The sequence below is a fragment of the Rhizobium sp. NPDC090275 genome (assembly GCF_044772225.1).
Classification (GTDB): Bacteria; Pseudomonadota; Alphaproteobacteria; order Rhizobiales; family Rhizobiaceae; genus Rhizobium.
Genome location: NZ_JBIVYL010000011.1, coordinates 200,320 through 224,944, shown reverse-complemented (window position 1 = coordinate 224,944; position 24,625 = coordinate 200,320). Strand labels below are relative to the sequence as shown.

The window sequence follows — 24,625 nt, the reverse complement described above, 5'->3', positions numbered from 1 at the left end:
AACCTAACACGCTACCAGGGCAGTGTTGGCCAAACGTCGTTCTGGATCCAGCTCAAGAAGGCTTCAGTGCGCGCGGGAGCGTATTGGCTGGATGGCCTCACTATATAGATACCGCCATCGCCGTCGAACCGCCAATCCGGCAAGACGTGGGCGAGTTCCCCGCTTGACAGCTCGCGGGTTACCGCCCATTCACCAACGCAAACGATACCTACGCCTGCGCGTGCCATCTCCAGCAATGTCCATATGTCATTGCATCTGAAGGTTCCTTGCGGCGAAATGCTCTCTCGCTGACCCTGCCGCGTGAAGCGCCAATTCGGATTGACGACTGGTCCAGAGTAGACGAGTGCATTGTGGTGCTGCAACTCACTCGGCCGCCTCGGCATGCCATGTTGTGTGATGTACTCAGGAGATGCTGCCAAAACGATGCGATGGTTCCCGAGCTTGCGTGCCACCAAGCGACTATCGGTGAGTGTCCCCATCCTGATTGCAACATCAAAATTCTCCCCAACCAGATCGACATATCGTTCCGCAAAATCGATCTCGACCGTCAGGCCGGGGTACCGGCGTGAAAACTCGGGCAACTTCGGAGCAATCCACAACCTACCCATCGCGGCTGGCAGAGCGACACGAAGCAATCCTTGAAGTTCGGCTGCGCCGTCCGTCGCTTTTTGCTCCGCATCGCCTATAATGGCTGTCGCTCGATCGATCTGGTCCGCCAGCCGCGAGCCGGCATCAGTCATGACCACGCGCCTGGTGGTTCGCTCGACCAGCCTCACGCCGAGCCTCGCTTCAAGCGACGCTATACGCTTCGAAACGATCGTAGGGTGCCTTTGTAGCGATCGGCCCGCCGCATTGAATGAACCGTGTTTGGCAATCGCCACCAGGGCTGTGAGTTCATCGAACTGATTGCCGTCGAAAATGTCCATCGAGTCGTTTCCAATTGCTGCATCTCATGCTGTTATATCGTGCAAAGATCGCGGCTTTTCAACTGCAAAGGCGAATGGCAAAACCGCCGTCAGAACGAAAAATTCGAGCTGATGGAAGAATTGCGACGCTCACAAAAGAACATGTTGGCGAATGCAGAACGAGGACCCTATCGTTTCACGATACCGTTCGCGCAAGACAATCGTGCAGATCTTTTTCGCCAACACCGGTCGATCCCGCGCAGATCCGCGAGGTTCTCGATGATGCGCGCTGGACACCTTCGAATTGCAACACACAGCCTTGGCAGGTGCACATTGTCAGCGGTGCAAAGCGCGATGAGATGGCACAAGCTCTGCTCGGCGCCGCATCGACCGGCAAGCTATCTCTCGATTTCAGTTTTGACGACAAGCTGTTCGACGGTCGCTACGGCGAGCGTCGGCGTGAACATGGTGCGCTTTACTATAGCAGCCTCGGCGTAGCGCGAGACGACACCGAAGGCCGGCGTATCGCGTCTGGTCGCAACTTCACCTTTTTCGGTGCGCCGCACGTGGCGTTTCTGCTCATGCCGTCGTTTGGCGACAACGTTCGCGTCGCTGGCGACATCGTTATGTTTGGGCAGACATTCCTTCTTGCTCTGGCTGCTCGTGGCCTCGGAGGCGTGCCTCAGACTGTTCTCGGTTATTTCGCCGACACGGTCCGCGAATGTCTTGGTGTGCCCGACACGATGAAGTTGCTGTTTGGCATCTCCTTCGGCCATCCCGCGGAAGATACTCATCTGACCCAGGTCCGTACGGGTCGCGATGAGGTCGACAGTTTCACGAAGTTTCATCAGTAGAGCTTCGGCGAGCATCCCCACATTATCTCCATGCTCGTCATCGGCATCCCCGTCTCGGGGGTGCCGACCCCGGTTTCCTAGCAGTACGCAATCTATGCCCGCGACAAGGTCGAGCTTGACCGGACGCTGATGGCTCAATGGATGGGTAAGCTCGGCTTTGAACTTGATATCCTGGCCGACTACATCCTCGCCGAGGTCAAGAAGGCTGAGCGTATCTTCGCTGACGAGACGACGTTGCCCACACTCGCGCCCGGATCCGGATCGGCCAAGACGGCCTGGCTTTGGGCTTATGCCCGCGATGACAGACCCTTCGGTGGCAGTAGCCCGCCGATGGTTGCCTATCGCTTCGAAGATAGCCGTGCTGGCGATCGGGTCGCCCGGCATCTGAGTGGCTATCGCGGTATTCTGCAGGTTGACGGACATGGTGCCTATAACAAGCTTGCCAGATCTGACGGAGGCAATGACGGCGTGATGCTGGCCTACTGCTGGTCCCATAGCAGGCGCAGGTTCTACGAGCTCCACGCCTCAGACAGCTCCAAGATCGCCACCGAGACGGTGGAACTGATGGCGAAGCTCTGGCAGGTGGAAGAAACAGCTCGCGGGCAAAGCCCTGACGCCCGTGTCGCCGCGCGCCAGGCGACATCTGCTGGGGTTGTCACGGAGCTCTTCGCCCTCTGGGAGACGACCCTACCGCGGATCTCTGGCAAGTCGAAGCTGGCCGAGGCGATCCGCTATGCCACCTCGCGTCGCTCCATCTTCGAGCGCTTTCTCACCGACGGCCGCATCGAACTCGACAACAACATAGTCGAGCGTGCAATCCGGCCACAGACAATTACCAGGAAGAATAGCCTCTTCGCCGGCAGCGATGGCGGTGGAAGGACTTGGGCAACAATCGCCACGCTCCTTCAAACAGCGAAAATGAACAATATCGATCCGCAGGCCTGGCTCACCCAGACGCTCGAGCGCATAGCCAATGGTTGGCCCAGCAGCGATCTCGATGCACTCATGCCGTGGAATTACACGCGCTGAACGGTCTCAGCTTGCCGCTTACACTACAACGGCCACTCGACGCCGAACTGGGTCACGCTGATCGTGGCGCTGACGGCCTGTGTCGCAGCTTTCCAGGCGGAAGTCGTCAAGGGCGCCTTGAACTCTTTCGATACCGGCCAAGCGGACGCTGCCTATTCGCTAGGCTACAAAAAGAGCCAGCTTTTTCGCCGTGTGATGCTTCCGCAGGTCATCGTCGCGGCAATCCCGGATCTCGCTAATTCCTTCATGGTGATCATGAAGGCCCTGTCGCTCGGTTTCGCCATCGAGGTAGTTGATATTTTTGCGCAGTCGCAGCTGACCGCGGCGCTGAACTTCTACTATCTGGAAGCCTTCCTGGTCGCCGTCGTGATCTACATGGTAATTGCCTATGCCGTTACACAGATCGCCGACAGAACTGAGCGGGCATTGAGGGTTCGTACCTAGTGGTAAGGGCATTTCGGGCGCCCGGTTGATGGTGGGCAACGTGCTACAAGATGTGCGTTATCAGATAAAAGGTCGTCGACTGAGCAGGCAACCTTGGCGCCGATATACCTTTAGGTTTAATGGATCTTGTCCCGGCCACCAGGTTACCGAATCGTCTTTGTGCAACGGGTCGACAGATGGCGATGCGATCAAAGTCTGGACTTTGGGGTGTCCGAAAACATGTAAGAGCGTCTCCAATTCCATAATCTGTGCAATGCTTCGACTAGAGACGCCGGCCGCGACCAGCTAATTGCCGCAAGCCGGTTAAGAACCAATCTTTGTTGTCAAAGGAGATCAACAGAGGTTCCTCGCATCCCTACACTCAACTGCACCAGCCAGGTCGAGTGACCATTTCGACAGGGCCCAGTCACCCCGGCTACGTCGAAAGACCATAGTATGGCCAAAGCACGAGCGCGATCTCGTCGGGCTCAATTTCGATTTAACATGTCTCGCAGTAATGCGTTTTCTCGCAAAAGCTTCTCTTGGAACAGCAGTTTGAGCTTATGATTTTCGGCCAGCAGCCAGTCGATATCTGTCCGATCGACCGCGTCAACAGCGCGCTTAACCTCTAAGGTTCGACCCGGTCGTCGCCGATTGGTTTTGCGTGGCGGCGCAGACTGCCTGGTCGCCTCTTCACCGACAGCAGCGACCCGGACGGGCAAAGCAACGTCGATGTCGTTGTCAATCTTTGCACCGAGAACTTCAGGTCCGGCCTTATCTTCGACTGTTGCCCGATCGTCATCGGCGCAGGGCACAGGCTCCACATGGTTCAGAACCAGTTCTTCCACGGGATAAGTGGGCGCCGGGACCGGGCCCCGATCACGTGCGATTTCAGCTTCGGCTTCACGGGCGAGCGCCTTCAGGTCAATGTCACCCCATATTGAGGTTGGTTTGAGGGACGATCGACGATTTGACGACCTGACCTCAACGGTGAACTGGCGTGTTGGTCTTCTCAAAGCAAGATGCTCCGTTTCAGCAATCGATCGGTCCGGTATGCCGCATTCCCTGAAGCTCGGGTGAACGTCAAAGTCCGTCACTGGGTGATGGATCGTTGATATCAACGGTCGGGCGACCATGGAGTTTTTTCACGACATCTGGGAAGACTGCTCTACAGCATCAAGTCCGGCGCTTCAATCCCAAGTGATGCCTCTCTGCATGGAAGTAGGATCGCGCGACTTAACCACGATAAATGTTTCACGATGATCAAGTACCCTTTGTGAAGGTCGCATGGATCGACGATCAATGGATTGTCGGTTGTGCATTTGATACGAAAGTGAGGGTAGGAGGAGACACAGTCTCGGACCGATGATTTTCTGGAACTTTTAGTCACAAGGATTGTTCCAACCTCCGTCAATCATTGGAGAATCGAATGCAATTGAAGAAATCCCTCGTAGCGGCCTTGTCGATTGTAACAGTTATTAGCTCCGTTGCTCCTGCCTCCGCTATGCCCGCCCAGGCACCGGCGACGGTAGGGCAGTTCACTGATAGCGTCGAACAAATTCAGTATCGCCGCTGGGATCATCGCGCTGGCTGGTATCATGGCCACCGCGGCTATCGCGACTATCGCCGAGGCTACCGCCGTCATTCCGATGGCTGGTGGTATCCACTCGCCGCCTTTGGCGCTGGGGCTGTAATCAGTGGCGCTATCAATAATGCTAACCGCCCTACGAGCGTCAGTCCCAGTCACTACGAATGGTGCGCATCGCGTTATAAGACCTATCGAGCTACGGACAATACCTATGTCCCTCGCGCGGGCGTCCGCGCGATTTGCCAATCCCCATATTCGTGATTTTGCAGCTGTCCCGGCGGCGCTACGCCGGGACAGCTAGCGTCGAAACACGACGAGATATCCTCGGCGACAGCGACCAGTTTGTATTTGATCAGCTCCGATCGGTTCACAGCTTACCAAAATCTTACGCCCTCGCCGTCAACTGGGGCCGACGGTTGGTGACAAATTTTGTCGAGCGTGCGGGGCGGGGACGTTGACTTTAGCGCACTGAGCAGCGGCGAGATTTCTCCGGAGGCTAGGGATAGCACGGCGTCGATAATTTCTCCTTGTTGCTGGGCGGCAAGGACGTCGCGTGTTAAGACACGAAGCTTCTTTTCGACATCTGACCAAAGCATGGGATAGCGCGGATCTCCGAACGGAGTTCCAATCTCTGATGTAACGCGAGTTGTGCTGGTCTCGACCCTGACGACCGCCAATGTTTCAGACGGGAAAAGGGCGTCAATGTCGTCGCGCACGACTATTTTAACTTTCTTGGCGACTGATTCAATGTCGGGGCGGCCTAGACAGTCCCAACGCGGAGGAAGCAGCGCCTGAGGGCCATCGACCAGCGCGACGGCCAGGCAATAAGGAAGGCTGTACTGAACCTCGATCAGGTTGTCAGGATTGGTTCGATTGCCGAGTTTTGTTGCCCAGGCGAAGGTTTCAACTTCAACCAAGCGGACCTCTTCAGCGACGATATCGTGCTGGTCGATAAGGTCGCAAAGCCGATCGAGTGCTGGATGAATGTAGCGGCAGCAGGCATATGGTTTCAAATAAAGACCGTTGACTTCCCACCGGCTCCCCAGATCAGATAGAATTCTCTCGCCGTCGTAGAAGTTGGGATGATCGAGGAAATCCTCAGGGCCTGTATGCCCATGAGATGCCAGTTCCAGCGCCATTAATCCGGTGGCGCTGCTCCAAGCTATCCCTTCCTTCACATCGTTTCCGGTAAGCGATGAGTAGCCGGAGCTGCCATTCGCCTGCTGGTTTGGTGCAAGCACGCCCGCGATCGATAGAGCATGCGCAATCACTCCTGGTTGGTGTCCCAGGAATGCCGCCGCCGTTGCAGCGGACGCGAGGCTCGCCCATCGACCGGATTGTCGCGTGGCGATCCCGACGGGATTTTGAGCCGCGGCAATTCTTACGCCGACGTCATAGCCTGCGACGATCGCGGCCAAGAACCGATCGGTCGGGCGATCATGCAACTGCGCTAGCGCGAGAGCTGTCGCTACGACCGCAGCGCCTGGATGCCCGCGTGCAGCCCGATGACCATCATCGACATCAAGCGCGCAACATGCGGCGACATTGCAGTGTACGGCTCCGGTTGCGCTCGAACCCGTGCCGCAAAACCAGATTGGCGCGTCGCCCGATCCAAAGACCGATGAAACGGAACGACGCACAGCACGTGGCCCGTCGCAGATCCAGCCGGCTGCACCTGCTGCCACGACGTCGAGCACGAGACGAAGGACGGTATCGCTCGTTTCAGGCGGTGGACCTTGCCGGGCGACGTCCGCTATATGCTTGCCAAGCAAATGGGCTATGAACATCGCCAGTCACCTTCTATCCAATGCGCTGCGCCGGCAGTATTTCTCGTAGGTGGCTTGCGCCGCGTAGAGGTCCAGCATTGGTAGTCCGACACAGGTGACACATACAGGTCCCTCGCGCCGGACAGGGGGCGCTCCTATCATTGTCAGGTCATGAAGGCCGAGTAGCGGCCCTACCTCCTCCAATGAAAGACCACGGCGGGAAAAATGCAGCGCAATACTTTGCGAGTTGCGATGAGATACAGTACGGAGATCGTCGCAAACGACCATGCCGGTCCGCAAAACCCGCTGCAAATAGCTCTCGGGTATCTCGTCCCCGCCAAGATGCAGGCTGACGGCGTCGCGCGCCAACTCATCTTGACTGAATATCGGGGCCCGAGCATTTGTCGCCGTGATAATGAAATCACTTTTACTAAGTGATGTTTCTTCGGCTGGTTCCAGGTTCAGGCTGTTTGGAAAATCGATTGCGTCGATAAACTGTTGCGCGCGCCCAATCGATCGGCCCTGGATTGCGAATTTGCCGATTCGTTCGGCACAGCGGTAATTAAGACATTCCACAACAGCGCGGGCTGTCGGACCTGTTCCGAAAAGCAGAACCGATACTGGTTTGTCTTGGCCGCAAAAGGCATCCAGCACCATCGTGGCATAGCTGCCCGTGCGGCGGGCAGAGATACTGGTCCCATCCATAATCGTAAGCACCCGTAGCGTTTTCTTCTCCATGAGAACGATCGTTGAGGTCGAGCGAGGTAGTCCCAGCTGCCGGTTGAATGAATTGGCGCCTATAATTTTTACACCGCCGTAGCGCTCGTTGACGCTGTAGAGGCACGAAAGCTTCCAACCCAGTCTTTCGTCCAAAAACTCTCTTCGGCGGTGTGCAACGGTGCTATCGCGCCAGAAGTCTTCCTCTGGAAGGGACAACACCGCCTTGGTTCCGAACGCTTTGCCAGAGCGAATATCCAACCAAGCATTGTCCATTGCTGCGAGCATCTCACCCGTGTCCAGCTCGGCGCCAGCATCACGCAGTGCGGCTGCAGATAGGAATTGTGCGTGCGTGCTTTGAAAATGAGTTTCCTTCATCTCCATTTCTCCTCGTTCGGAGAAGGAGACTAGGATGGGTCGGGATAAGCGAGGAGTAAATCTGCATGAAGTTTTAGGCCATTAAATATCTCATCGGCCGGAGGGATGGACCTGCATCTGAACCCTGTTCATGTCGACACGATGGCTCCTCATGGGAATTAACCCCTTCACTTCATCAAGTCGCTTTCGGTCGAGTGTGACATGAAGGACGCATGGCTTTTGACCTGCATTTGCAATGATTTCGCCCCAAGGATCAGCAACCAACGACGAGCCGAATGTTTCTCGCGGGTTACCACTCAAAGCGGGGTAGCTGCCACATTGACCGCATGCCACGAAGAACGCCTGATACTCGATTGCTCTTGCGCGGCATAGGACTTCCCAATGAGCTTCGCCTGTCTGTCGTGTGAACGCGGCAGGGAGAATGAAGATATCGACGACCTCCTGAGCTAACCGGTCGAACAAACGTGAGAAGCGCAAGTCGTAGCAGATGGCGCACCCGACCTTCCACCCATTCAGATCATAGACAAGAAGACCATCTCCTGCCGCGACGACCGACGATTCAGCATACCGCACTCCATTTGGCGTGGTGATGTCGAATAGGTGGATCTTTCGATACGCGCCGACATGACCGCCATCACAATCAAAAATGACGGTCGTGTTGAATACCTTGCCGCTTCGAGTGCATCGTTCCATCAGGCTGCCAGCATGAACAGCGACGCGGTGGCGTCGCGCGAAATCTTGTACACAATTATATGCCTGACCGCCGGGCACGAAATCGGCCGCGGCGCGTTTATCGTCGGAAGATCCGCCCATCCAATCAAAATGCTCAGGAAGAACGATGAGATTGGGATTACCGGCAAGTGCTTCAGTCATCATGCGTTCGACCTCCGCCAAATTGTGGCCAAGGTCAGGCTGAGAGCTCATCTGAATCAAAGCGATTTTCACGTGCAGGTTCCTCGAAATCAAATATTGAATGACCGGCGGCCAGATGACTGCGAATCAGCGTGGATCGTTTTTGCCGAGTGAGTGCGTGCTCAGCAATCAATTGCATGGCCTGACGGTCAGTCGCGAAGACACCGCAGCAGTCGGCAAGGATTGCATAGCCCGGTAGGATTGCGGTCCGGCCACAAGCTACTGGAACGTTGAGCGACCCACCGATGTTGAACTGACGATTGGTCGTCTTTGAAGACCGGCCTCTGCACCATACCGGCAGTCCCGTAGCAATGATCTCCTCGGTGTCGGTACAAGGCCCATCGATTATGATTCCGGCTGCTCCCTTGGCTTTGACTGCCGTGGCGACACCTCCACCAACGCAGGCAATATCGTCTCCGTCCACCCGAGAAATCACCAAGACATCTCCAGGCAAAAGTTGGTCGACGGCGCGGTAGATGATCGCTCCGTCGCGGCCGGGTGCCGCGACGGTCACCGCAACGCCGGCAATACGAGCCGAGCATAGCGGAACGATACCGGCTCCAACGAACCCCAGATGTTCAGTGTGGCCGATCGTAGCCGTCTCGACCAGAGACAAGAGCTCAACTAGCTCTGATGACAAGGGTGGATGACGCTCAACAAGCCGGTAAAGTCCTGTCATAGCCGATAACCTTTTTTTCTTGTCTGGCTTAGATCGGGCGTTCGCCGGATGTTGTTGTGCGATGCATGACGCGAACAAACGACGGATCGAATGAATCGCGCCGATGCATGGTGCAGCGGTTGTCCCACATCATAATGTCTCCTTCGTCCCAGCTCTGAACGAAGACATCGCTTCCGTTCGTCGTGTGATCCCACAGCTCCGCGAGTATGGCATTGCTCTCTTCGATGCTCATACCGACAATCCACGCCCCCTCTGATGTGCCGCCCAAGTAAAGAGCCTTTCGTCCCGTCTCGCCGTGTGTGCGTACGAGAGGGTGGACAACACCGCTCCATTCTCGGAAGTCCCGACTGATTGGCTCCGCCTTCCCAAGTCTGATCTTCCCGGTCTTGTCATAAACGTTCTGGAAGAAGATCTGCCGGCCATCGATGGCTGCCTTTAGCGCCACCGGCAGGGTCTCATAGGCAATGTAGGTTGAAAGGAAGTAAGTATCTCCGCCCGAAGGCGGGACTTTTATGGCGCGCAAAATAGCGCCGGCTGGCGGCCTTTCATAGAACCAAGTATCCGTGTGCCAAGTCGCTTCGCTATTACCCATCGCGCCACTTGGCTTTCCATCCTTCATTGAGTTGCTGATCACAAGGATTTCCGGGTGGGATGGATGACCACCCTCCTGCAGCTGCTTTGGATGGATAACAAATTCACCGAAATGACGCGAGAATTTCACCTGCTGGTCGTCTGTGATGCGGGTATGCTTGAAACGAATGACCCCATACTGGAGCCAGTACTTGCGGACTTCCTTGATATCGCGCTCATCATAGCGGTCGAAGTCGAAACCCACGATATCTGCGCAGACATTGCTGTCATGCTGAATTGCGGTTATCTTTTCTCTTGTCAGCATTCTCATATCTCCTAAGGATAAGCCTCTTTGTGAGGCTGTCCCGATCTTATTTTGTAGGGTGATGCCAGCTCCAATAAGTAAGCAGTTGCATTGATAAGCGAGAGTTATCGACCAACCCTTACTCGTTCAGGAGCGTGACAGCCGAAGGATCGACGCCAAGCCTTATTGGCATGCCGGTCGCTGGCAGAATGCCTGCTTCCGACGATCGCACTGCTGCGCAAAGAGAAAGGCCGGACGCGATCTGGATTGATAACTCCAGGGATGCCCCAAGATTTGTCACGCGATCAAGTTGACCTTCCAGAACGTTGAGGTTTTCCTCGGCGACGAGTGGCGTGCCGGCCAACAAGAGCACATCCTCAGGGCGGATGACGGCATAGCGCGGTGTTGCATGAGAGGGTGCAACTGCCACCCGAAGCGTAACGTCGCTGCCCGTGAGCGACACCACACAACCTCCCGGCCCCTTTACCATTCGTTGAACACCGATGATATTCGATCGGCCGATAAAGTCCGCTACGAACGTTGAAACTGGATGCCGATAAAGTGCCTCCGGCGTCCCCTGCTGCGCGATGACCCCGTTCGACATGACCACAATGCGATCTGACATCGCCATCGCTTCTTCCTGATCATGGGTAACATATACGAACGTCATCTCGAGTTCACGTTGTATGTCCTTCAGCTCGCCACGCATGGATTCACGCAGTTTCAAGTCGAGGTTCGACAGTGGTTCATCCAGAAGAAGAACGGATGGTCTGGGTGCCAGAGCGCGGGCAAGAGCGACACGCTGCTGTTGTCCACCGGAAAGTGCCTTCGGGTAGCGATCAGCCAGTTTTTCAAGGTGTACGCCACGCAGGCTCCTTTCCACGATTGAAGCGATTTCAACCTTGGGCGTACACTTCATCTTGAGACCGAATGCGACATTCTCAGCCACAGTCATATGAGGAAAAAGCGCGTAGTTCTGGAAAACCAACCCAATATTTCGTCGCTCTGGTGGAACATTTACCTGGCTTCGCCCTCGTATTTTGATGTCTCCGCGGCTTGGCTGATTGAAGCCAGCAATCATGTTGAGCGTCGTGGTCTTGCCACATCCCGACGGCCCGAGAACGCTCACAAACTCACCTTTCGGGACCTGCAGGTCAACGTCCCTGACGACCGAAATCGCGCCATATGCCTTGCTTACACAAACAAGTTCGATATCAAGTTCGCTCATTTGCTACCTCCATGAAGCTGGGCGGAAAAACCGCTAAATTTTTCGAATGCGAGGATGACAACGAGGATAAAAATCATCGATGCCACATTGACCGCCGCCAGGACCGGATCGAGGCTATATTCGAGATAATTGATAACGGTTATAGGGAGCGTCGTGTCTCCGGGGCGGACGAGAAACACGGACAATGGAATGTTGTTGAAGGAGATAACGAAGGCAAACGTCATACCTGACAGAACGCCCGGCTTAATCGCTGGAAGTAGAATGTGCCATGCACGCTGCCAGCGACTAGCACCAAGGATCTGACCCGCCCGATCGAGGTTACCGTCGAAATTCGCGATCGATGTGGCGGCCATCCTAATTACGAAAGGTAGTGCGAGCACGCAGTGCGCGGCGATCAAGGATGTCGTGCCAAGCAGCGGCTGCAGGCCAAGGACCGAGAGAAACAGAACGATCGCGACCCCTTTAACAATCTGTGGAACCGAAAGCGGGGACAATAGCGCGGCCATGACCGCGCTGCCGCCTGGGATACGTTCGAAAGCCACGATGTAAGCGGCAAGCGTACCAATGATGCCGCTTATCAGCGAAACCGCTAACGCGATCTTCACACTAAGCGCGAACGGCTCCAGCCATTTCTGCGAAACGAGGTTCTGATACCACTGAAGCGTCCACGCCGATGGGCTGAAGGTGACGTCGGCTGTTGGGCTTAGCGATGCAGCGACGACCACCAGCAGCGGTAGCGTGATAAATGCCAGAACGATCACAAGGGTAGTCCAAAAGAGAAGGGAGATCAGTCGGTTCATTTCAACCTCTCTGTTTTGCATCGCGCTTGTCGCGCAGACGTTTCTCGACGTTCAAGCCGGCGTAGGAGACAATGAGCATGAGGATGAGCAGCGCGTTCGCCATCACCGCAGCAAATGGCCAATCAACATAGAAGAGCACTTGTTCGGATATCATTGTTGCCAGAACCTTGAACCCAGCTCCTCCGAGAAGCGCGGGGGTCGCATAAGCGCTCGCCGCCATCGTGAACGACAACAAGAGCGCGCTGACAATTCCGGGCACTGACAATGGCACGAGGATCATTCTAATGACCGACAGCCGGTTTGCGCCAAGCATCTGGGCAGCGCGTTCGAGATTTTGATCTATACCTTGAATGCTCGTTGTTAGCGACAGAACGGCAAAGGGAAGGACCACATGCGTGAGACCCACCACTACCGCAAAGAGGTTCTTCGATAGGCTCAACGGCTCAGCGATAACACCCCAGTGGAGAAGGATGTCATTGATGAAGCCGCGATCTTCCAGAATAATGAGCCATCCATAGGTTCGCAGCACGACCCCCGCGAGCTCCGGAGCCAGGGCGAGCGCCAGGACAATGATGCGAAATCTGCTTTTCGAACGTGCAAGAAAGTAGGCTGGTGGAAAGGCGAGCGCAGTCGCGGCCACCGCCACGAGACATGACATTACTGTGGTTCGCCAAAAGCCTGTCAGCGTCAAGCCGTCACTCAATAATCGTTCATAAGCTTGGAAGCTCAAGGCTCCTGAGGATGAATCGTGGAAGCTTGTCCCGATCATCATTCCCATCGGCATGGCAAAGAAAAGGACGAGCATCAGGCCGGCTGGCGATAGCCCAAACGCCGGTGCAAGGTTGCGACGCGAGTTGCGTCGCCGACTGGGGAGATCAAGTGCGAGTATGGTCATTTTGCGTCCTCAATCCTGATGCGCGACAACTTCGCGTTCCCATTTCTCTCCCCACTCTCGCAGGCGTGTTGCAACAACTGAGAGATCCGGCAGCAGCAGACTTTCGAGATCCGCTTCCGTCGTGATCTGTCGGGCTCGCACCTCGTCTGGAACGTCGATATCTCTTCGTGCGCTGCCCACCTTATAGGCGCGCACCCATGCTTCCTGACTGGTCTTGCTCAGAAAAAAATCGATAAACCGTCTCGCAGATGCCTTGTGTTCGGCCGCTATGGGAATGTTGAGCGTCGCGATCAGTGGAATGGTTCCTTCAACGGGTCGGACGTAGTCGACCGGTAAGCCACTATCGACCAGCAGTTGGGCGCGACCGTTCCAGAACGGCATGGCCCACACCGTTCCGTCTTTGATATAGCTTTCTAGGATTGCCGAGCTCTGCTCGAATCCGATTGACTGCCTCGCGACGTCAGACATCGCCCTGAAGCCTGGGTCCAGATTCCCCGTCAGATCGCCACCGTTCATGGTCGCAAAGATCTCGACTAGATAAAGCGCCATGATGTTCTGGAATGTCGGCAGTACAATCCTGCCTTTTAGTTCTGGCGACGCAAGCGCGGACCAGGACCGGGGCGGTGAGGCCAACTTGTCGGTCCGGTACAGGAGCGACAAGTATTGGAGCTCATGGACAGCGCCGCACGGGCCTGCCGAGTCGGCAAGCTTCGGTGCCACGTAGCGAAGGTTCGGAATGCTTGCGGGATCAAGCCGTTCCAACACGCCATCCTGACAGCCTTGCATTGATTGAGAGGCTGTCATCACCGCGACGTCAAAACCCGGCCGCCCCTTGGTCGCTTTGATCTTTGCATAGTCCTGCGCCGCCGCGCCAACGGCATCGTAGACGACATCGATGCCCGTCTGTCGCTCGAATGGTTCAATGATCTCGCGCCGGATGATGTCTTCGTATGGACCCCCGTAGCTGTTGACGACAAGGGTCTCCGCGTGAAGTGCCGGAGCCAGGCAGATGCTCGATACCGCGCCCGTTAGGGCGGCCTGAATTTTTCCCATTGTTTTTCTCGCTGTTGACGTTGTTCCCGGGGTAATGGTCGCCATCTGACTGGCGCCGGTCCAATAGCGTATTGCGACGATTCATTCGTTGGCCCTATGAGTGAAGGCCAAGTCAACAAGGACCGCTTTGCGGTGGCGGCAGGTCTCCACAAACGAAGCAGAGCGCAATTATATGCCTGTTGCTCTCGATGAACGTTTGGGAACACTGGCGTTGAGAACGCGTGGATAGCTGTCCGTGCCACTAAGACCTCGCGCCAAATCCGCACAGAGCCGTTTTCACCCATGCGCGCCATCCTTTGCAATCCTCTACCACTCGCAGATCTGCGACTTGCCGCCCTTCGCTCCCTTGCGCCTTTATATTGGTGGGGCTGGCTTTCGCTGGTCCTTTTACAACAGCTGCCGGCGCACAGTCCGCGGCACCAAAACTGGAAGGAACGAAGAATGGCAACGATTGGGACTTTTGCCGTCACCGAAAGCGGCTACACCGGCTCTATTCGTACGCTGGCAATGAACATCAAGGCGCGCATTGACCGCGTTGAAAGCCCCTCCGAAAAAGGACCTCAATATAGGATTTACTCAGGCGGCGTCGAGTTTGGAGCAGCATGGAAAAAAACCTCAGACCAGGGCCGCGACTACCTGTCGATCAAGCTTGACGATCCCAGTTTCGCGGCTCCAATTTACGCGACGCTCGCAGATGTAGAGGGAGAGGACGACCTCAAACTCATCTGGTCCCGGCCGAATCGAGATTGAGAGACAAAGCGGTCAGCTGCCCCGGAGCGTTCCGTTCTACGCTTCGGGGCATACGTACTTTCAAGGAGAAACCGTATTGGGGATCGCGCGATAGCTGCGCAGAGGCTCGTTCCTATGGCGTTCGAGAGTAAGGCGCATTGCATCCTCTTCGTGCTCAAACTGACGAGACATTGTTCGACGCCTGATCCCAATGGGTCGGCAACGTGTAGCGCCGACGAGTGTCGGTTGAGTTGCTAGTGCGTGGACATCTGCGTAGTTCCGGTCGGCACTCCTGCACTTAATTTGAGAGGTACTGCGAAAGGGCGATCGGGGTGAGAGCATCGCGAAGCACCCACTCGTCGTCGAACGAGCCTTATTGATCCAATCCAGCGAAGCAATTCTTGGCCGTCGAGCGGCCACGTAAGGCTTTAGGCCCAGGCCTCAAAGTGCTTGCGCATGGTAGTACGCCAGTCGCAAAATCATCTGTATCAGTCCGTTGGTGACCACTCTTCACTCGAAATACGCCGAACACATCAGCGGAGTGATACAAGTAACCCTAACTGGCACCAAAGCCGTATTGGCGAGCTGTCCCATCCACCCTCGTGCCTTTCATTCAACAGTCACCTGCGCGAAGGGGACAACATGTTGACACTGTGCTTTGTACGGTACAAGACAATGCTGGTATCATCTAGGAGACATTCATGGCCGACGAAATTTCCCAGAATTCGAAAAACGTTGAGCCGGCGGTATCGCAGGAAACAACTAAGAAAACGCGTGCTCGCCGTCGAAGCAAGGCAGAGATGGCCGCTGCACTAGCCGAAAAAAATTCCAAACGTGCGTCGGAAACCAAGTCCACATCCTTGGGATCATCGGTGAGCGCCATTAAGGAGCCGACACAAAAGGTTGCGACCAAGGCAGCTCCGCTCAAAGTCAGACAAGGGGCCAATAACCTCGATTCTACCACTCCTTTCGGCGCGTCCGATCTCGCTGATCTGATTGCGCTCGAAGCAGAAAATAAGAAACTTCGAAAGTCGCTGGCGGAAAAGCTCCGTTCGGAAAATGCAGACCTTCGTAAGAAGCTCGGCCTGGATTAGTACAAAGTTTTAGTTTCGAGGCGGCTCGGTCTCCGATCGCTGGGCGTGGTGTTGATTCGAAGGCCACCAATACCGGCGCCGACGTTTGCTGCGAGCGTAAGGCTCGCAGGAAACCGCGAGGAGAGCGATGGCCGGGCGCCGTTGGCGGACAACGGCCGGGGTGAAAGAGGCATAAGACATCATTTCAGCGACAACCCTTTCGTCTGGGTTTGGCGCATGGTTTCGGCCTGTTTGAGTGCCACAGCCGTTCGCTCATGCGCAGCCAGTTGCTGGACGGTTCTGATCGTGTCCCAGGCGGAACGCAGCTCTTGTCTCTGCGCCGGCTGCATGCCCGCGGACGCTGCCTCGAACGCCTTGCCATCTGCGGTCTTTGCCGCAAGTGGCAGGAAGGTTCTTTCGCCGAAGCGCTCCGACACGGCTTTGGCAAATCCCTCGAGCTCGGCCTTCACTTGTCTGTCCGCGAGCGCGAACTCGAGACCGGTGGGGATATCGTTTCGATCGATGGCATCGCGCACGCGGCCGAGCACCTGCTTTGCCGATGCCGAGAGGGCAGGGATGTCGAGCGAGAGCTTCGTGCGGACCGCGCGTTCCTCCTCTTCATAGCGGCTGGCCGCCTCCGCCCGTTTCGCGATGAAGCCCTGCAGATCACGGGCGAGAGCTGGCGCGTTGAGGATTGCCGTATCGCGTGCCTGCTTCTCGGTGCTGCCTGCAAACAGGCCAGTCTTGCCCTTCAGCGCGCCGAAGCTTTCCGGCCGCTCGGCAATCCGCATAAGCGTCGTTGCGGCAACCGTCCCATTCGTCAGCATGGCGTCTACGTTGACCGCCTTGAAAGCGGCCTGAGGATCCGCAAAGACGTAATGGAAGCGAGCAGATACCGCCGACCAGTTGTCCTTCAGGCCGGGGTCGGCCGAGAGCCTGTCTTCGACCGCCTGAGCGATCGATCTGGGGAAGGTCGTCGTACCAGAGACCATGGGTTTTACCTCCTTGATTGCAGACAGTGTCGATGCGCTCGACTTCGCTCCGCCAAGGCCAAGCTTTGCCGCAACTTGGGCAAGGCGCGTGCCGAGCTCGGCGAGCTTCGACGCTTGCCGGACGGTCCATTGAAGCTGGTCGTACGCGATGGTGCGGGCAACATTCATGAGATGGAGGCCACGTGCCTCGGCAAATCGCAGCGCGGCGCGATAGTGCGAGGCGTCCTGGTAATCGAGCGTCGTCTCCTTCGATCTAGCCCGCGAGAGCCGCTCATGAAGGCGGGCCATCGCCAGCTCCTCGACCGCCACGACCTTCCAGGAATTGCGGTCGACCTCCTTGCCATTTGGAAGCGTGACGCGTTGCGATCCGACGTGCTTGAGGCCGATGCGATCACCGATCTCGGCCTTCGCTTCATCGATCGCCCGCGCGAGATCGACGCCCCAGACGGTGCGCTCCTGGCCATCAGAATAACCGAGCATCACGAAGTAGCTGTCCCGCTTGCCCGGCTTGTGTTCGTAAGGCGCTTTGCCATGGGCAAGCAGCACGCCACCGCGCCGCTGCGCGAACTCTTCCAACCCGACATAAAGCTCTGCCGTCTCGCGATGGCGGGTCATGGCGACATAGGAGAGATGCCGGTCGAGCGTGCTCGACGCTAGCACCTTGACGCGATCGACGGTGGCACCCTGGCTCTTGTGGACGGTGGTGGCGTAACCGTGATCGACATTGGTGTAGACGCGTTGCTCGACCACGACCTGGCGCCGGTCTTCCCCACTACCTATCTCGGTCACGATGCGTCCTGGCTGCGCCTCGACGACACGCGCCAACATGCCGTTCTTGACGCCAAGCGATCCCTCATTCTTTAGGAAGACCATCTGATCGCCCGCCGCAAAGTGTCTCGTCCCGTCTTCGGTCTTGAACGCATGGCCAGCTTCGATCACGCCGCGCTCGACCAGTGTGCCGCGCGCCATCTCGTTCAGCAAACGCACGTCGACCCGGCGATGGGCGAGGATCAGGGTCGCCTTGGCCGGATCGTATTCGCGGTCCCAGTCAGTGATCAGGGAAGCGATAGCCTCGCCCCTGGTCCAGGCGGTCCGAACCATATCGCGATCCGCATAAGCGTCGAGCGCCGCCGAGACGTTTCCGCGCGCCAGATCGAGCGAGGCATCGCGCATCCATTGTTCGCGCTGACGGTAGATTGTCTCGAGTTCCGCATAGCCGATCCGCTCGTCAATAGCGCGGAACGCAGCACCGGCTTCGATCGGCTGAAGCTGCTCGGGATCTCCAACCAGGACGAGCTTCGCACCGGACAGCGTCGCTGCTTCGACGAAGCGTGCCATCTGCCGGGACGAGACCATGCCGGCTTCGTCGAGCACGAAGACGGTCTTGTCATCAAGCCGGTCACGACCTTGATCCCATCGCAGCGCCCAGGCCGATAGGGTGCGGGAGGTCATCCCCGCTTCCTTCTCAAGACCTTCGGCCGCCTTGCCCGCCAACGCACCGCCGACGACGCGATATCCCGCCGCTTCCCAGGCCTCGCGCGCCGCTTTCATCATCGTCGTCTTGCCGGCGCCGGCGCGGCCGATGACGCCAGCAATCCGCGCCGGACCAGTGACATGTTCGATCGCCGTCTTCTGCTCGTCCGACAGACGATCATGACGAGAGAATACCCCGTTCAAGGCCGCTGGCTTAACCGCATGAGTGGATCGCTGCGACAGCCAGATTGCCTGGTTGGCCATCTGAGCTTCAACGCGGATCAGCTCCCGCGTCGTGTACTTCGCGGGCGCCCTGACACCGGTGACGAGATCCACCCGCTCGCGGTCGAGCCGCAGCGTTTGTGGGCTTTGCAGGATCCTCGCCATCAGGTTCTGGAAGAGCGCGGCGTCGTCGATGTAGCGATAGAGGACCTTGGCGACATCGCGCTCTTCAAAGACACTCTTCTCGCGGGTGATGAGGTCGAGCACGATCTCCGGATTGCGCTGGATCCGCCGGGCGTTCTCCTTTCGGCGTTCTTCCTGCAGTTCCAGCCGCTCGAGCGCGACCGTCTCCTCGGCTCCCTCAGCTTTCCTCTCGATCGCCTTGGTCCCGACGCCGAGATGGATGGTCGGTGTCAGCTCGATCCCTTGCCTTTCGAAGGAGCGTCCATCGATACGAATATCGAGACCGGCGAGCGCCAGATGCTGGTTCTGGAGCGCGAACCATCCGTCGCGAAAGGCGTTGAAGTCGTCGGCGCCACCGGCCCAAAGCTCATAGACGATCTTGCCGGCATCGTTACGGAGAGGATCGCCCTCAGCTCCCAACACCGCGACCTTCTTGGCGCCGAACCCGTCCTCGGTCAGCGGCCGCAAGGTGGTCATCAGATGGATGTGCGGATTGCCAGGAGCATCGTGAAACACCCAGTCGGCGACCATTGCCTTGGCGATGATGTGCCGCTCGACGAAGTCGCGAACCAGCGCGATGTTCTGATCGGCGGAAAGCTCGATCGGCAAGGCAATGGTGACATCCTTGGCAAGTTGCGCATCACTGCGCTTCTCAAACGCCTCGACCGTGTTCCAGAATGCTTCCGAGGCGCTGGAGACCGAACGATCGGCAATCATTTCCCGCAGCCATTGCGGCGCGTCCTCGGGAACGGCGAATTCCTCATGCAGCAGCCCTTGCTTGCGGGAATAGTCGATCGTCCTGGCTTCCCGCTCGAATTCCATCTTGGCGCAATTCCGGTAGGCCGCCGACAGCACAGCGCTGCGGCCGGAGCCGCGGGCAACGATGCTGACTGAGAAATGCGGGACGGCCATGACGACAACGAGCTCCTAGCATCGAACAAGATCAAACCGTTCGTCGGGAGCGGAGGGCCCGCCAAGGCCCAAAAGCAAGGCGTCGCGTCAGTGACGTATAATTGCGCCCTTGGATCCGCTCCTTCGGAACGGCGGGATCATTCGCCAAAAGCTGGCGCCTTGGCGAGGTGCAACATTGCACCTTTCCCGCGGGAGAAATTTGAGGGCAAGCTTCGGCTTCATCGGACTGAAAGCCACGAGGAAGCGACGCCCATGAAGAAGCCAACCGCCAAACTCCGTGGAGAGATTGCTCGCCTGCAGGAGCAACTGAAGCAGGCCGAAACACGTGACGCCGAGCGCATCGGGCGCATCGCGCTGCGTGCGGGGATTGGGGAGATCGAGGTGGAAGAGGCTGATCTTCTGTCGGCGTTTGAAGAGGTCGCCAGCAGGTTTCCTGGAGAGACGAAACGCGCCCAGGGATGCAAGCCTACGACCACGCCTCCACGTCCGTCACGATCCCGACCGCGCTCAAATGGGGCGGCTCGCTTGTCGTGCTCGACCCGTCCAACGAGGTGGCACCGATGGTTATGGAGCACCGGCGCAAGGCGGGTCGGCGCGTCATCGTTCTCGACCCGAAGAACGCTGGTTCTGGCTTCAACGCGCTCGACTGGATCGGTCGTCACGGCGCCACCAAGGAAGAGGATATCGCGGCCGTCGCATCGTGGATCATGAGCGACAGCGCTCGCGCGACTGGCGTCCGCGACGACTTCTTCCGCTCATCCGGACTACAGCTATTGACCGCGATGATATCAGACGTTTGTCTATCCGGCCACACGGACGCAAAGCACCAGACTTTAAGGCAGGTTCGTGCCAATCTGTCGGAGCCCGAGCCAAAGCTTCGCGCGCGCCTGCAGGAGATCTACGACAATTCAGCGTCGGCTTTCGTTAAGGAGAATGTCGCTGCCTTCGTCAACATGACGCCTGAGACATTCTCCGGCGTCTACGCCAATGCGATCAAGGAAACGCACTGGCTGAGCTATGCGAACTACGGCGCGTTGGTGTCGGGCTCGAACTTCTCCACCGAGGCGCTGGCCGATGGCGAGACCGACGTCTTCATCAACATCGACCTCAAGACGCTGGAGACCCATTCTGGCCTCGCGCGTGTCATCATCGGCTCCTTCCTCAACGCAATCTACAATCGGGATGGAGCGATCAAAGGGCGAGCATTGTTTCTGCTCGATGAGGTCGCAAGGCTGGGCTACATGCGCGTTCTGGAGACGGCGCGCGATGCTGGTCGGAAATACGGGATCACGCTGACGATGATCTATCAGTCGATCGGGCAACTGCGGGAGACCTATGGCGGTAGGGACGCGTCCAGCAAGTGGTTCGAGAGCGCCAGCTGGATATCCTTCGCCGCGATCAACGATCCGGATACCGCCGACTACATATCGCGCAGGTGTGGTACGACCACGGTTGAGATTGACCAGGTCAGTCGCAGTTTCCAATCGCGCGGGTCCTCACGAACACGCTCGAAGCAACTTGCCTCCAGGCAGCTGATCCAGCCGCACGAAGTCCTGCGCATGCGCGCGGACGAGCAGATCATCTTCACCGCGGGCAATGCTCCATTACGATGCGGTCGCGCGATCTGGTTTCGTCGGCTGGACATGGGAACCAAGCCATTCGGTAAACGTTGCCACTACGCAATCTAAACGTAGGAGAAAACGCCATGATCGCTGCAGAACAGGTTCAGGAACACATGGAAGTCATCGGCGCGGATGGTGCGCATGTTGGTACGGTGGACCACATGGATGGCACGTCTCGCATCAAGCTGACAAAATCGGACTCTGACGATGGTCAACACCACTTTATTCCTCTGGATTGGGTCGACCACGTCGATGAGCACATCCACCTGACCAAGAGTGCTGAAGACGTTCGTAGCCAGTGGTCCTCCGTCAACTAAAGGTTTCAGGAGCCGCTTCAGCGGCTCCTGTTTTATCGCCTCCGCGGCGCCGCCTCATGCGAGAATAATCAGCCATTCTGACAAGAGTCGCAATCACTCGATCTGGACCGGCAAAAAAGATATCTGCAAGACTTTCTCCAAGAACGTCGTGGTCGCTAGTTCGCGCGTGCTTTGTTGAAAACACCCGCTTCCAATCTGCTGGAAAGGCAGTCAGGTACTGCATCTGGCCACCCCGCCTGCGCCACGCTTGGAATTTGAGTTCTACCGATGCTGACCGGACCCTTACCGCCGCGTGAGAACTGTGGGCTGCTCTGCTTGTGTTTCTGGTCTGGGGCGCCTAAAGGTGACGAGATGTCAAAGAGATCAGGTAGCGCCGATTTGCCGCTTCACAGCGGACGGGTTCCCCCTTGGTTGGGGGAGCGCATGACCAAGCTTGGCGTTCTTATCGCGGAAGCAATTATCCACCACTACGGCCGCGATGAGTTTCTCCGCCGACTGTCTCATCCATTCTGGTTCCAGTCGTTTGGATCGGGCATGGGGATGGACTGGCATTCCTCCGGCATCACAACCAGCGTTCTGGGTTCGCTAAAGCGTGGTCTGAAGCCGCGATCGAAAGAGCTCGGGCTGCATGTCTGCGGCGGGCGCGGCTCCCAGTCACGTAAAACGCCGGACGAATTGGTTGATATCGGGAATCGCGTGGGTATTGATGGCGCGAAGCTTGCCAGCGTCAGTCGGCTGGTTGCGAAGGTCGACAGTGCTGCGATCCAGGACGGATTTGACCTTTACTTGCATGGCTTTATCGTTGCGGACGACGGAAAGTGGGTTGTCGTGCAGCAGGGGATGAACGACGCGAACCGCCAGGCGAGACGATATCATTGGCTTTCCGAGGGGCTGGAAAGCTTCATCGATTCTCCCCACAGCGCCATCGAGGGGCGAACGCAGGGCGATATCATCAATCTCGCCGACAAACGCGCTGAGCGTTCTCGCGGCGCACAACTAGACATCCTTGCTTCGCTCGGACCTGATAGAATTGTTCGGGAAGCGTCCTCGCTCGCCCGTAAAATCGAGCAAGTTCCTGCGCCAGATACCGCCCAAATGTGCCTCCCATACCTGGTAATGCCCGCCCATCACGACGTACGCGAGACGGATGTGAACATGAAGCGCTTGCATGGCAGCCTGGCGGCAGCGGCGGATCGCGGTCCCGTCGATTTCCAGGGGTTGCTGATGACCCCAGGCGTGGGAGCGCGAACTGTTCGCGCGCTCGCGATGGTAGCGGAAGTGGTCCACGGCGCTCCCTGTCGGTTTTCTGATCCCGCGCGATTTTCCATTGCTCATGGCGGCAAGGACCGTCATCCGTTTCCCGTGCCGCTGAAGGTCTACGACGAAACCATCAACGTCATGAGATCAGCCGTTGCGAAGGGTCGATTGGGGCGCGAAGAAGAACTTGCCGCCCTGCAGCGCCTCGATATTCAGGCGCGCCAGCTTGAGCGCTATGTCACCGGCCCCGATCTCAAGGAGTTCATCGCTGGCGAATTTCGAGACAGCGCGAGCTTCGGGGGCCGCAGCGTCTTCGGCTGGCAGGAATGACCAGTCACGCCTTTGTTAGTCGTTGTCAAAGTGCCCTTGGTGCTTAACCATGATGCGGCGCCGGTCATGTAGCTCCATAGCTCAGATGGCAGGATCAGATAGGCTCTTGCCACTTCCGCCGGCTGACCGGCGCGGCCGATCATGGTGTGCTCGCCGAACTTGCTGATCTTTTTCTCGCACCATTATGGATAGGATCAGTAGCGTCCAGATCGGCCCGCGAGAGACGGAGTTGACCCGAATGCGTTTTCTCACGATGTGGGCTCGGGCCGGTAAGCTCTGCCTCGCAATGGGTATCTCCGGGCCGTCCCTGATTCCCGATATCACAGTCTCTCCATCCCTCAGGCGCTTAAATCACAGGGTTTCCAGTGTACCTGGGACCGGGGAAACGATCCGCGGGATTCACGTATCACTGTCAAAATACACTGAAATCCAGATAGAGGGGCAATGTATCTCCGCGGTCAACGCACCGCGTGATACCCACCATAAAGGCCAATACCGATATAAAGCGCGAAAGCGGCCAAAGCGATAGCTAGGCCGACCCAAACCGCGCCTCGGCCGAACCGAACCTTGTCTCGGTTAGTTGATGGGGTGTCGGTGGAGGGCGCAAGGGATGGTTCGTCGTGCTCGTTCATATGAACCTCCTGGTGTTCGTCACTCCAGTGACGTTTTAAAAAGGGCAAAAGTTCCTTTGTTCGATACCGTACAAAGTCTCACGGCCGACGCCTCTCGTTGTAGTCCGGATGTTAAAAGACATGCCAATCGTGTCCGTGGTTATTCTTATTTTTCGACAACTGCTTCGCATGTCCAAGATACATGCGCTGTTCGCAGAGGTTTGCCGGCCAATTTAGGCCCAATATGCCGGTCCTTTTCGCTGCAGGGTGTGTGGAGAACGCAGCCACCGAAGCAAGCTTTTTTGGAAGCAATATGGCGATTATCAGCAAGGTATTCGAAATAGAAGACCCTGCGTCGAGTTCAATGAGATGGTCAACACTGCCAGTGCTGTTGAGTAAGTCTGGCTCATCTTTGACCTTGGGTTGGAGGCTGGGCGATTGTGCGGGGATTGGTGCGCGTTTTTCAGCCAGACCATTAACGCAGCAACGACAATTCACGTCTTGCCTGTCGACAGCGCGCTTGAATAGCTCGTGACCGGAAGATTGGGCGTGGAGGGGAGGCGCGCGTTTTACAAAGTCGTTGAAGTCGCCGTCGGTAGGTCCGTTGTCCACTCAATCACAGTCGTCCTGTCCGCAGCCGCCGCTGTTCTGTTCGAACCACCGTTCATCCCGCCGGTCGTGTGCGCGCCGTTAGCGCCTGAGCCTCCAGAGCCGGTGGCTCATTTCCCCCCAATGGTGGATGTCGCCAAGCGGAGGAGCCAACTTGGAGAAGGCACGGTGCTTCCTGAAAGGAGTGGCAAGTC

At 57.3% G+C, this 24,625-nt stretch carries 21 protein-coding genes and 5 pseudogenes; 10 read left to right on the top strand and 16 right to left on the bottom strand.

All coding sequences use genetic code 11. The features are described from left to right. Positions 1 to 11: 11 nt before the first annotated feature. On the bottom strand, positions 12 to 926 hold the full coding sequence (locus ACIQUB_RS25330; protein ID WP_402933443.1) for a LysR family transcriptional regulator: 915 nt from the start codon (positions 924 to 926) through the stop codon (positions 12 to 14). Positions 927 to 940: 14 nt separating this feature from the next. Between ACIQUB_RS25330 and ACIQUB_RS25325 the strand changes: the two genes are divergently transcribed. The 3 genes and pseudogenes from ACIQUB_RS25325 to ACIQUB_RS25315 form a co-directional block, all read left to right on the top strand. Then, a complete protein-coding gene (locus ACIQUB_RS25325; protein ID WP_402933440.1) occupies positions 941 to 1,759 on the top strand; it encodes a nitroreductase in 819 nt (272 codons plus the stop codon). Between the two features lie 81 nt (positions 1,760 to 1,840). Beyond that, positions 1,841 to 2,788 (top strand): annotated as a pseudogene (gene tnpC / locus ACIQUB_RS25320) (IS66 family transposase); the annotation flags it as partial. A gap of 18 nt (positions 2,789 to 2,806) precedes the next feature. Continuing rightward, a pseudogene (locus tag ACIQUB_RS25315) lies at positions 2,807 to 3,232 on the top strand (ABC transporter permease subunit); the annotation flags it as partial. Positions 3,233 to 3,699: 467 nt separating this feature from the next. On the opposite strand, the gene ACIQUB_RS25310 reads toward ACIQUB_RS25315, so the two are convergent. After that, positions 3,700 to 4,347: a hypothetical protein gene (locus ACIQUB_RS25310; protein ID WP_402933437.1), complete on the bottom strand. Its 648-nt coding sequence runs from the start codon at positions 4,345 to 4,347 to the stop codon at positions 3,700 to 3,702. A 293-nt stretch (positions 4,348 to 4,640) separates the two neighbouring features. On the opposite strand from ACIQUB_RS25310, the gene ACIQUB_RS25305 reads away from it, so the two are divergent. Then, the gene (locus ACIQUB_RS25305) at positions 4,641 to 5,060 is read left to right on the top strand and encodes a BA14K family protein (RefSeq protein ID WP_402933434.1); all 420 of its coding nucleotides are present in this window, start codon (positions 4,641 to 4,643) and stop codon (positions 5,058 to 5,060) included. A 113-nt stretch (positions 5,061 to 5,173) separates the two neighbouring features. Here ACIQUB_RS25305 and ACIQUB_RS25300 read toward each other — a convergent pair whose 3' ends face one another. From ACIQUB_RS25300 to ACIQUB_RS25260, 9 genes are all read right to left on the bottom strand, one after another. Beyond that, the gene (locus ACIQUB_RS25300; RefSeq protein WP_113239618.1) at positions 5,174 to 6,586 is read right to left on the bottom strand and encodes an MmgE/PrpD family protein; all 1,413 of its coding nucleotides are present in this window, start codon (positions 6,584 to 6,586) and stop codon (positions 5,174 to 5,176) included. Positions 6,587 to 6,592: 6 nt separating this feature from the next. Next, positions 6,593 to 7,666 (bottom strand): ornithine cyclodeaminase, encoded by a 1,074-nt coding sequence (locus tag ACIQUB_RS25295; RefSeq protein WP_402933431.1) that lies wholly within the window; start codon positions 7,664 to 7,666, stop codon positions 6,593 to 6,595. 84 nt (positions 7,667 to 7,750) lie between these two features. Then, positions 7,751 to 8,605, bottom strand: coding sequence for a carbon-nitrogen hydrolase family protein (locus tag ACIQUB_RS25290; RefSeq protein WP_402933428.1), 855 nt, complete (start codon positions 8,603 to 8,605; stop codon positions 7,751 to 7,753). After that, positions 8,568 to 9,251, bottom strand: coding sequence for an RraA family protein (locus ACIQUB_RS25285; protein WP_402933425.1), 684 nt, complete (start codon positions 9,249 to 9,251; stop codon positions 8,568 to 8,570). The genes ACIQUB_RS25290 and ACIQUB_RS25285 overlap by 38 nt, the downstream gene beginning before the upstream one ends. 28 nt (positions 9,252 to 9,279) lie before the next feature. Continuing rightward, positions 9,280 to 10,146, bottom strand: a complete 867-nt coding sequence (locus ACIQUB_RS25280) for a TauD/TfdA family dioxygenase (RefSeq protein WP_113239622.1) — start codon at positions 10,144 to 10,146, stop codon at positions 9,280 to 9,282. 118 nt (positions 10,147 to 10,264) lie between these two features. Then, positions 10,265 to 11,353 (bottom strand): ABC transporter ATP-binding protein, encoded by a 1,089-nt coding sequence (locus ACIQUB_RS25275; RefSeq protein ID WP_402933421.1) that lies wholly within the window; start codon positions 11,351 to 11,353, stop codon positions 10,265 to 10,267. Beyond that, complete coding sequence (locus ACIQUB_RS25270) at positions 11,350 to 12,153, bottom strand: ABC transporter permease (RefSeq protein WP_402933418.1); 804 nt, start codon at positions 12,151 to 12,153, stop codon at positions 11,350 to 11,352. The genes ACIQUB_RS25275 and ACIQUB_RS25270 overlap by 4 nt, the downstream gene beginning before the upstream one ends. Position 12,154: 1 nt before the next feature. Then, positions 12,155 to 13,048: an ABC transporter permease gene (locus tag ACIQUB_RS25265; RefSeq protein ID WP_402933415.1), complete on the bottom strand. Its 894-nt coding sequence runs from the start codon at positions 13,046 to 13,048 to the stop codon at positions 12,155 to 12,157. 9 nt (positions 13,049 to 13,057) lie between these two features. Continuing rightward, entirely contained in the window at positions 13,058 to 14,101 is a 1,044-nt protein-coding gene (locus tag ACIQUB_RS25260) for an ABC transporter substrate-binding protein (RefSeq protein WP_402933482.1), read from the bottom strand. A gap of 441 nt (positions 14,102 to 14,542) precedes the next feature. On the opposite strand from ACIQUB_RS25260, the gene ACIQUB_RS25255 reads away from it, so the two are divergent. Together ACIQUB_RS25255 and ACIQUB_RS25250 are read left to right on the top strand one after the other, a co-directional pair. After that, the gene (locus ACIQUB_RS25255; protein WP_402933412.1) at positions 14,543 to 14,851 is read left to right on the top strand and encodes a DUF736 domain-containing protein; all 309 of its coding nucleotides are present in this window, start codon (positions 14,543 to 14,545) and stop codon (positions 14,849 to 14,851) included. A gap of 680 nt (positions 14,852 to 15,531) precedes the next feature. Beyond that, positions 15,532 to 15,924, top strand: a complete 393-nt coding sequence (locus ACIQUB_RS25250; RefSeq protein ID WP_402933409.1) for a hypothetical protein — start codon at positions 15,532 to 15,534, stop codon at positions 15,922 to 15,924. Between the two features lie 179 nt (positions 15,925 to 16,103). On the opposite strand, the gene traA is transcribed toward ACIQUB_RS25250, so the two are convergent. After that, a complete protein-coding gene (gene traA, locus ACIQUB_RS25245) occupies positions 16,104 to 19,685 on the bottom strand; it encodes a Ti-type conjugative transfer relaxase TraA (RefSeq protein ID WP_402933406.1) in 3,582 nt (1,193 codons plus the stop codon). A gap of 252 nt (positions 19,686 to 19,937) precedes the next feature. On the opposite strand from traA, the pseudogene ACIQUB_RS25240 reads away from it, so the two are divergent. The 3 genes and pseudogenes from ACIQUB_RS25240 to ACIQUB_RS25230 form a co-directional block, all read left to right on the top strand. Next, a pseudogene (locus ACIQUB_RS25240) lies at positions 19,938 to 20,156 on the top strand (TraC family protein); the annotation flags it as partial. Between the two features lie 8 nt (positions 20,157 to 20,164). Next, positions 20,165 to 21,373 (top strand): annotated as a pseudogene (locus ACIQUB_RS25235) (type IV secretory system conjugative DNA transfer family protein); the annotation flags it as partial. Between the two features lie 17 nt (positions 21,374 to 21,390). Next, positions 21,391 to 21,624 carry a DUF2171 domain-containing protein gene (locus ACIQUB_RS25230; protein ID WP_026283766.1) on the top strand — a complete coding sequence of 78 codons (234 nt, stop codon included), beginning with the start codon at positions 21,391 to 21,393 and terminating at the stop codon, positions 21,622 to 21,624. Here ACIQUB_RS25230 and ACIQUB_RS25225 read toward each other — a convergent pair. Beyond that, positions 21,617 to 21,847 carry a hypothetical protein gene (locus tag ACIQUB_RS25225; RefSeq protein ID WP_402933403.1) on the bottom strand — a complete coding sequence of 77 codons (231 nt, stop codon included), beginning with the start codon at positions 21,845 to 21,847 and terminating at the stop codon, positions 21,617 to 21,619. The two genes, ACIQUB_RS25230 and ACIQUB_RS25225, sit on opposite strands and share 8 nt — an antisense overlap. Positions 21,848 to 21,975: 128 nt before the next feature. Here ACIQUB_RS25225 and ACIQUB_RS25220 point away from each other — a divergent pair, with 128 nt between their 5' ends. Next, positions 21,976 to 23,211: a DUF763 domain-containing protein gene (locus ACIQUB_RS25220; RefSeq protein WP_402933401.1), complete on the top strand. Its 1,236-nt coding sequence runs from the start codon at positions 21,976 to 21,978 to the stop codon at positions 23,209 to 23,211. A 56-nt stretch (positions 23,212 to 23,267) separates the two neighbouring features. Here the strand turns inward: ACIQUB_RS25220 and ACIQUB_RS25215 are convergent. From ACIQUB_RS25215 to ACIQUB_RS25205, 3 genes and pseudogenes are all read right to left on the bottom strand, one after another. Beyond that, a pseudogene (locus tag ACIQUB_RS25215) lies at positions 23,268 to 23,454 on the bottom strand (SDR family oxidoreductase); the annotation flags it as partial. A 215-nt stretch (positions 23,455 to 23,669) separates the two neighbouring features. Further along, positions 23,670 to 23,843 carry a hypothetical protein gene (locus ACIQUB_RS25210; protein WP_402933398.1) on the bottom strand — a complete coding sequence of 58 codons (174 nt, stop codon included), beginning with the start codon at positions 23,841 to 23,843 and terminating at the stop codon, positions 23,670 to 23,672. A gap of 111 nt (positions 23,844 to 23,954) precedes the next feature. Further along, positions 23,955 to 24,434, bottom strand: a complete 480-nt coding sequence (locus ACIQUB_RS25205; protein WP_402933395.1) for a hypothetical protein — start codon at positions 24,432 to 24,434, stop codon at positions 23,955 to 23,957. Between the last annotated feature and the right edge of the window lie 191 nt (positions 24,435 to 24,625).

What these genes read in the sequence shown, in the direction of transcription:
- ACIQUB_RS25330 (WP_402933443.1), bottom strand. Translation starts at nt 926, where the DNA reads ATGGACATTTTCGACGGCAATCAGTTCGATGAACTCACAGCCCTGGTG.
- ACIQUB_RS25310 (WP_402933437.1), bottom strand. Translation starts at nt 4,347, where the DNA reads ATGGTCGCCCGACCGTTGATATCAACGATCCATCACCCAGTGACGGAC.
- ACIQUB_RS25305 (WP_402933434.1), top strand. Translation starts at nt 4,641, where the DNA reads ATGCAATTGAAGAAATCCCTCGTAGCGGCCTTGTCGATTGTAACAGTT.
- ACIQUB_RS25300 (WP_113239618.1), bottom strand. Translation starts at nt 6,586, where the DNA reads ATGTTCATAGCCCATTTGCTTGGCAAGCATATAGCGGACGTCGCCCGG.
- ACIQUB_RS25295 (WP_402933431.1), bottom strand. Translation starts at nt 7,666, where the DNA reads ATGGAGATGAAGGAAACTCATTTTCAAAGCACGCACGCACAATTCCTA.
- ACIQUB_RS25285 (WP_402933425.1), bottom strand. Translation starts at nt 9,251, where the DNA reads ATGACAGGACTTTACCGGCTTGTTGAGCGTCATCCACCCTTGTCATCA.
- ACIQUB_RS25280 (WP_113239622.1), bottom strand. Translation starts at nt 10,146, where the DNA reads ATGCTGACAAGAGAAAAGATAACCGCAATTCAGCATGACAGCAATGTC.
- ACIQUB_RS25275 (WP_402933421.1), bottom strand. Translation starts at nt 11,353, where the DNA reads ATGAGCGAACTTGATATCGAACTTGTTTGTGTAAGCAAGGCATATGGC.
- ACIQUB_RS25270 (WP_402933418.1), bottom strand. Translation starts at nt 12,153, where the DNA reads ATGAACCGACTGATCTCCCTTCTCTTTTGGACTACCCTTGTGATCGTT.
- ACIQUB_RS25265 (WP_402933415.1), bottom strand. Translation starts at nt 13,048, where the DNA reads ATGACCATACTCGCACTTGATCTCCCCAGTCGGCGACGCAACTCGCGT.
- ACIQUB_RS25260 (WP_402933482.1), bottom strand. Translation starts at nt 14,101, where the DNA reads ATGGGAAAAATTCAGGCCGCCCTAACGGGCGCGGTATCGAGCATCTGC.
- ACIQUB_RS25255 (WP_402933412.1), top strand. Translation starts at nt 14,543, where the DNA reads ATGGCAACGATTGGGACTTTTGCCGTCACCGAAAGCGGCTACACCGGC.
- ACIQUB_RS25250 (WP_402933409.1), top strand. Translation starts at nt 15,532, where the DNA reads ATGGCCGACGAAATTTCCCAGAATTCGAAAAACGTTGAGCCGGCGGTA.
- traA (WP_402933406.1), bottom strand. Translation starts at nt 19,685, where the DNA reads ATGGCCGTCCCGCATTTCTCAGTCAGCATCGTTGCCCGCGGCTCCGGC.
- ACIQUB_RS25230 (WP_026283766.1), top strand. Translation starts at nt 21,391, where the DNA reads ATGATCGCTGCAGAACAGGTTCAGGAACACATGGAAGTCATCGGCGCG.
- ACIQUB_RS25225 (WP_402933403.1), bottom strand. Translation starts at nt 21,847, where the DNA reads ATGCAGTACCTGACTGCCTTTCCAGCAGATTGGAAGCGGGTGTTTTCA.
- ACIQUB_RS25220 (WP_402933401.1), top strand. Translation starts at nt 21,976, where the DNA reads ATGTCAAAGAGATCAGGTAGCGCCGATTTGCCGCTTCACAGCGGACGG.
- ACIQUB_RS25210 (WP_402933398.1), bottom strand. Translation starts at nt 23,843, where the DNA reads ATGAACGAGCACGACGAACCATCCCTTGCGCCCTCCACCGACACCCCA.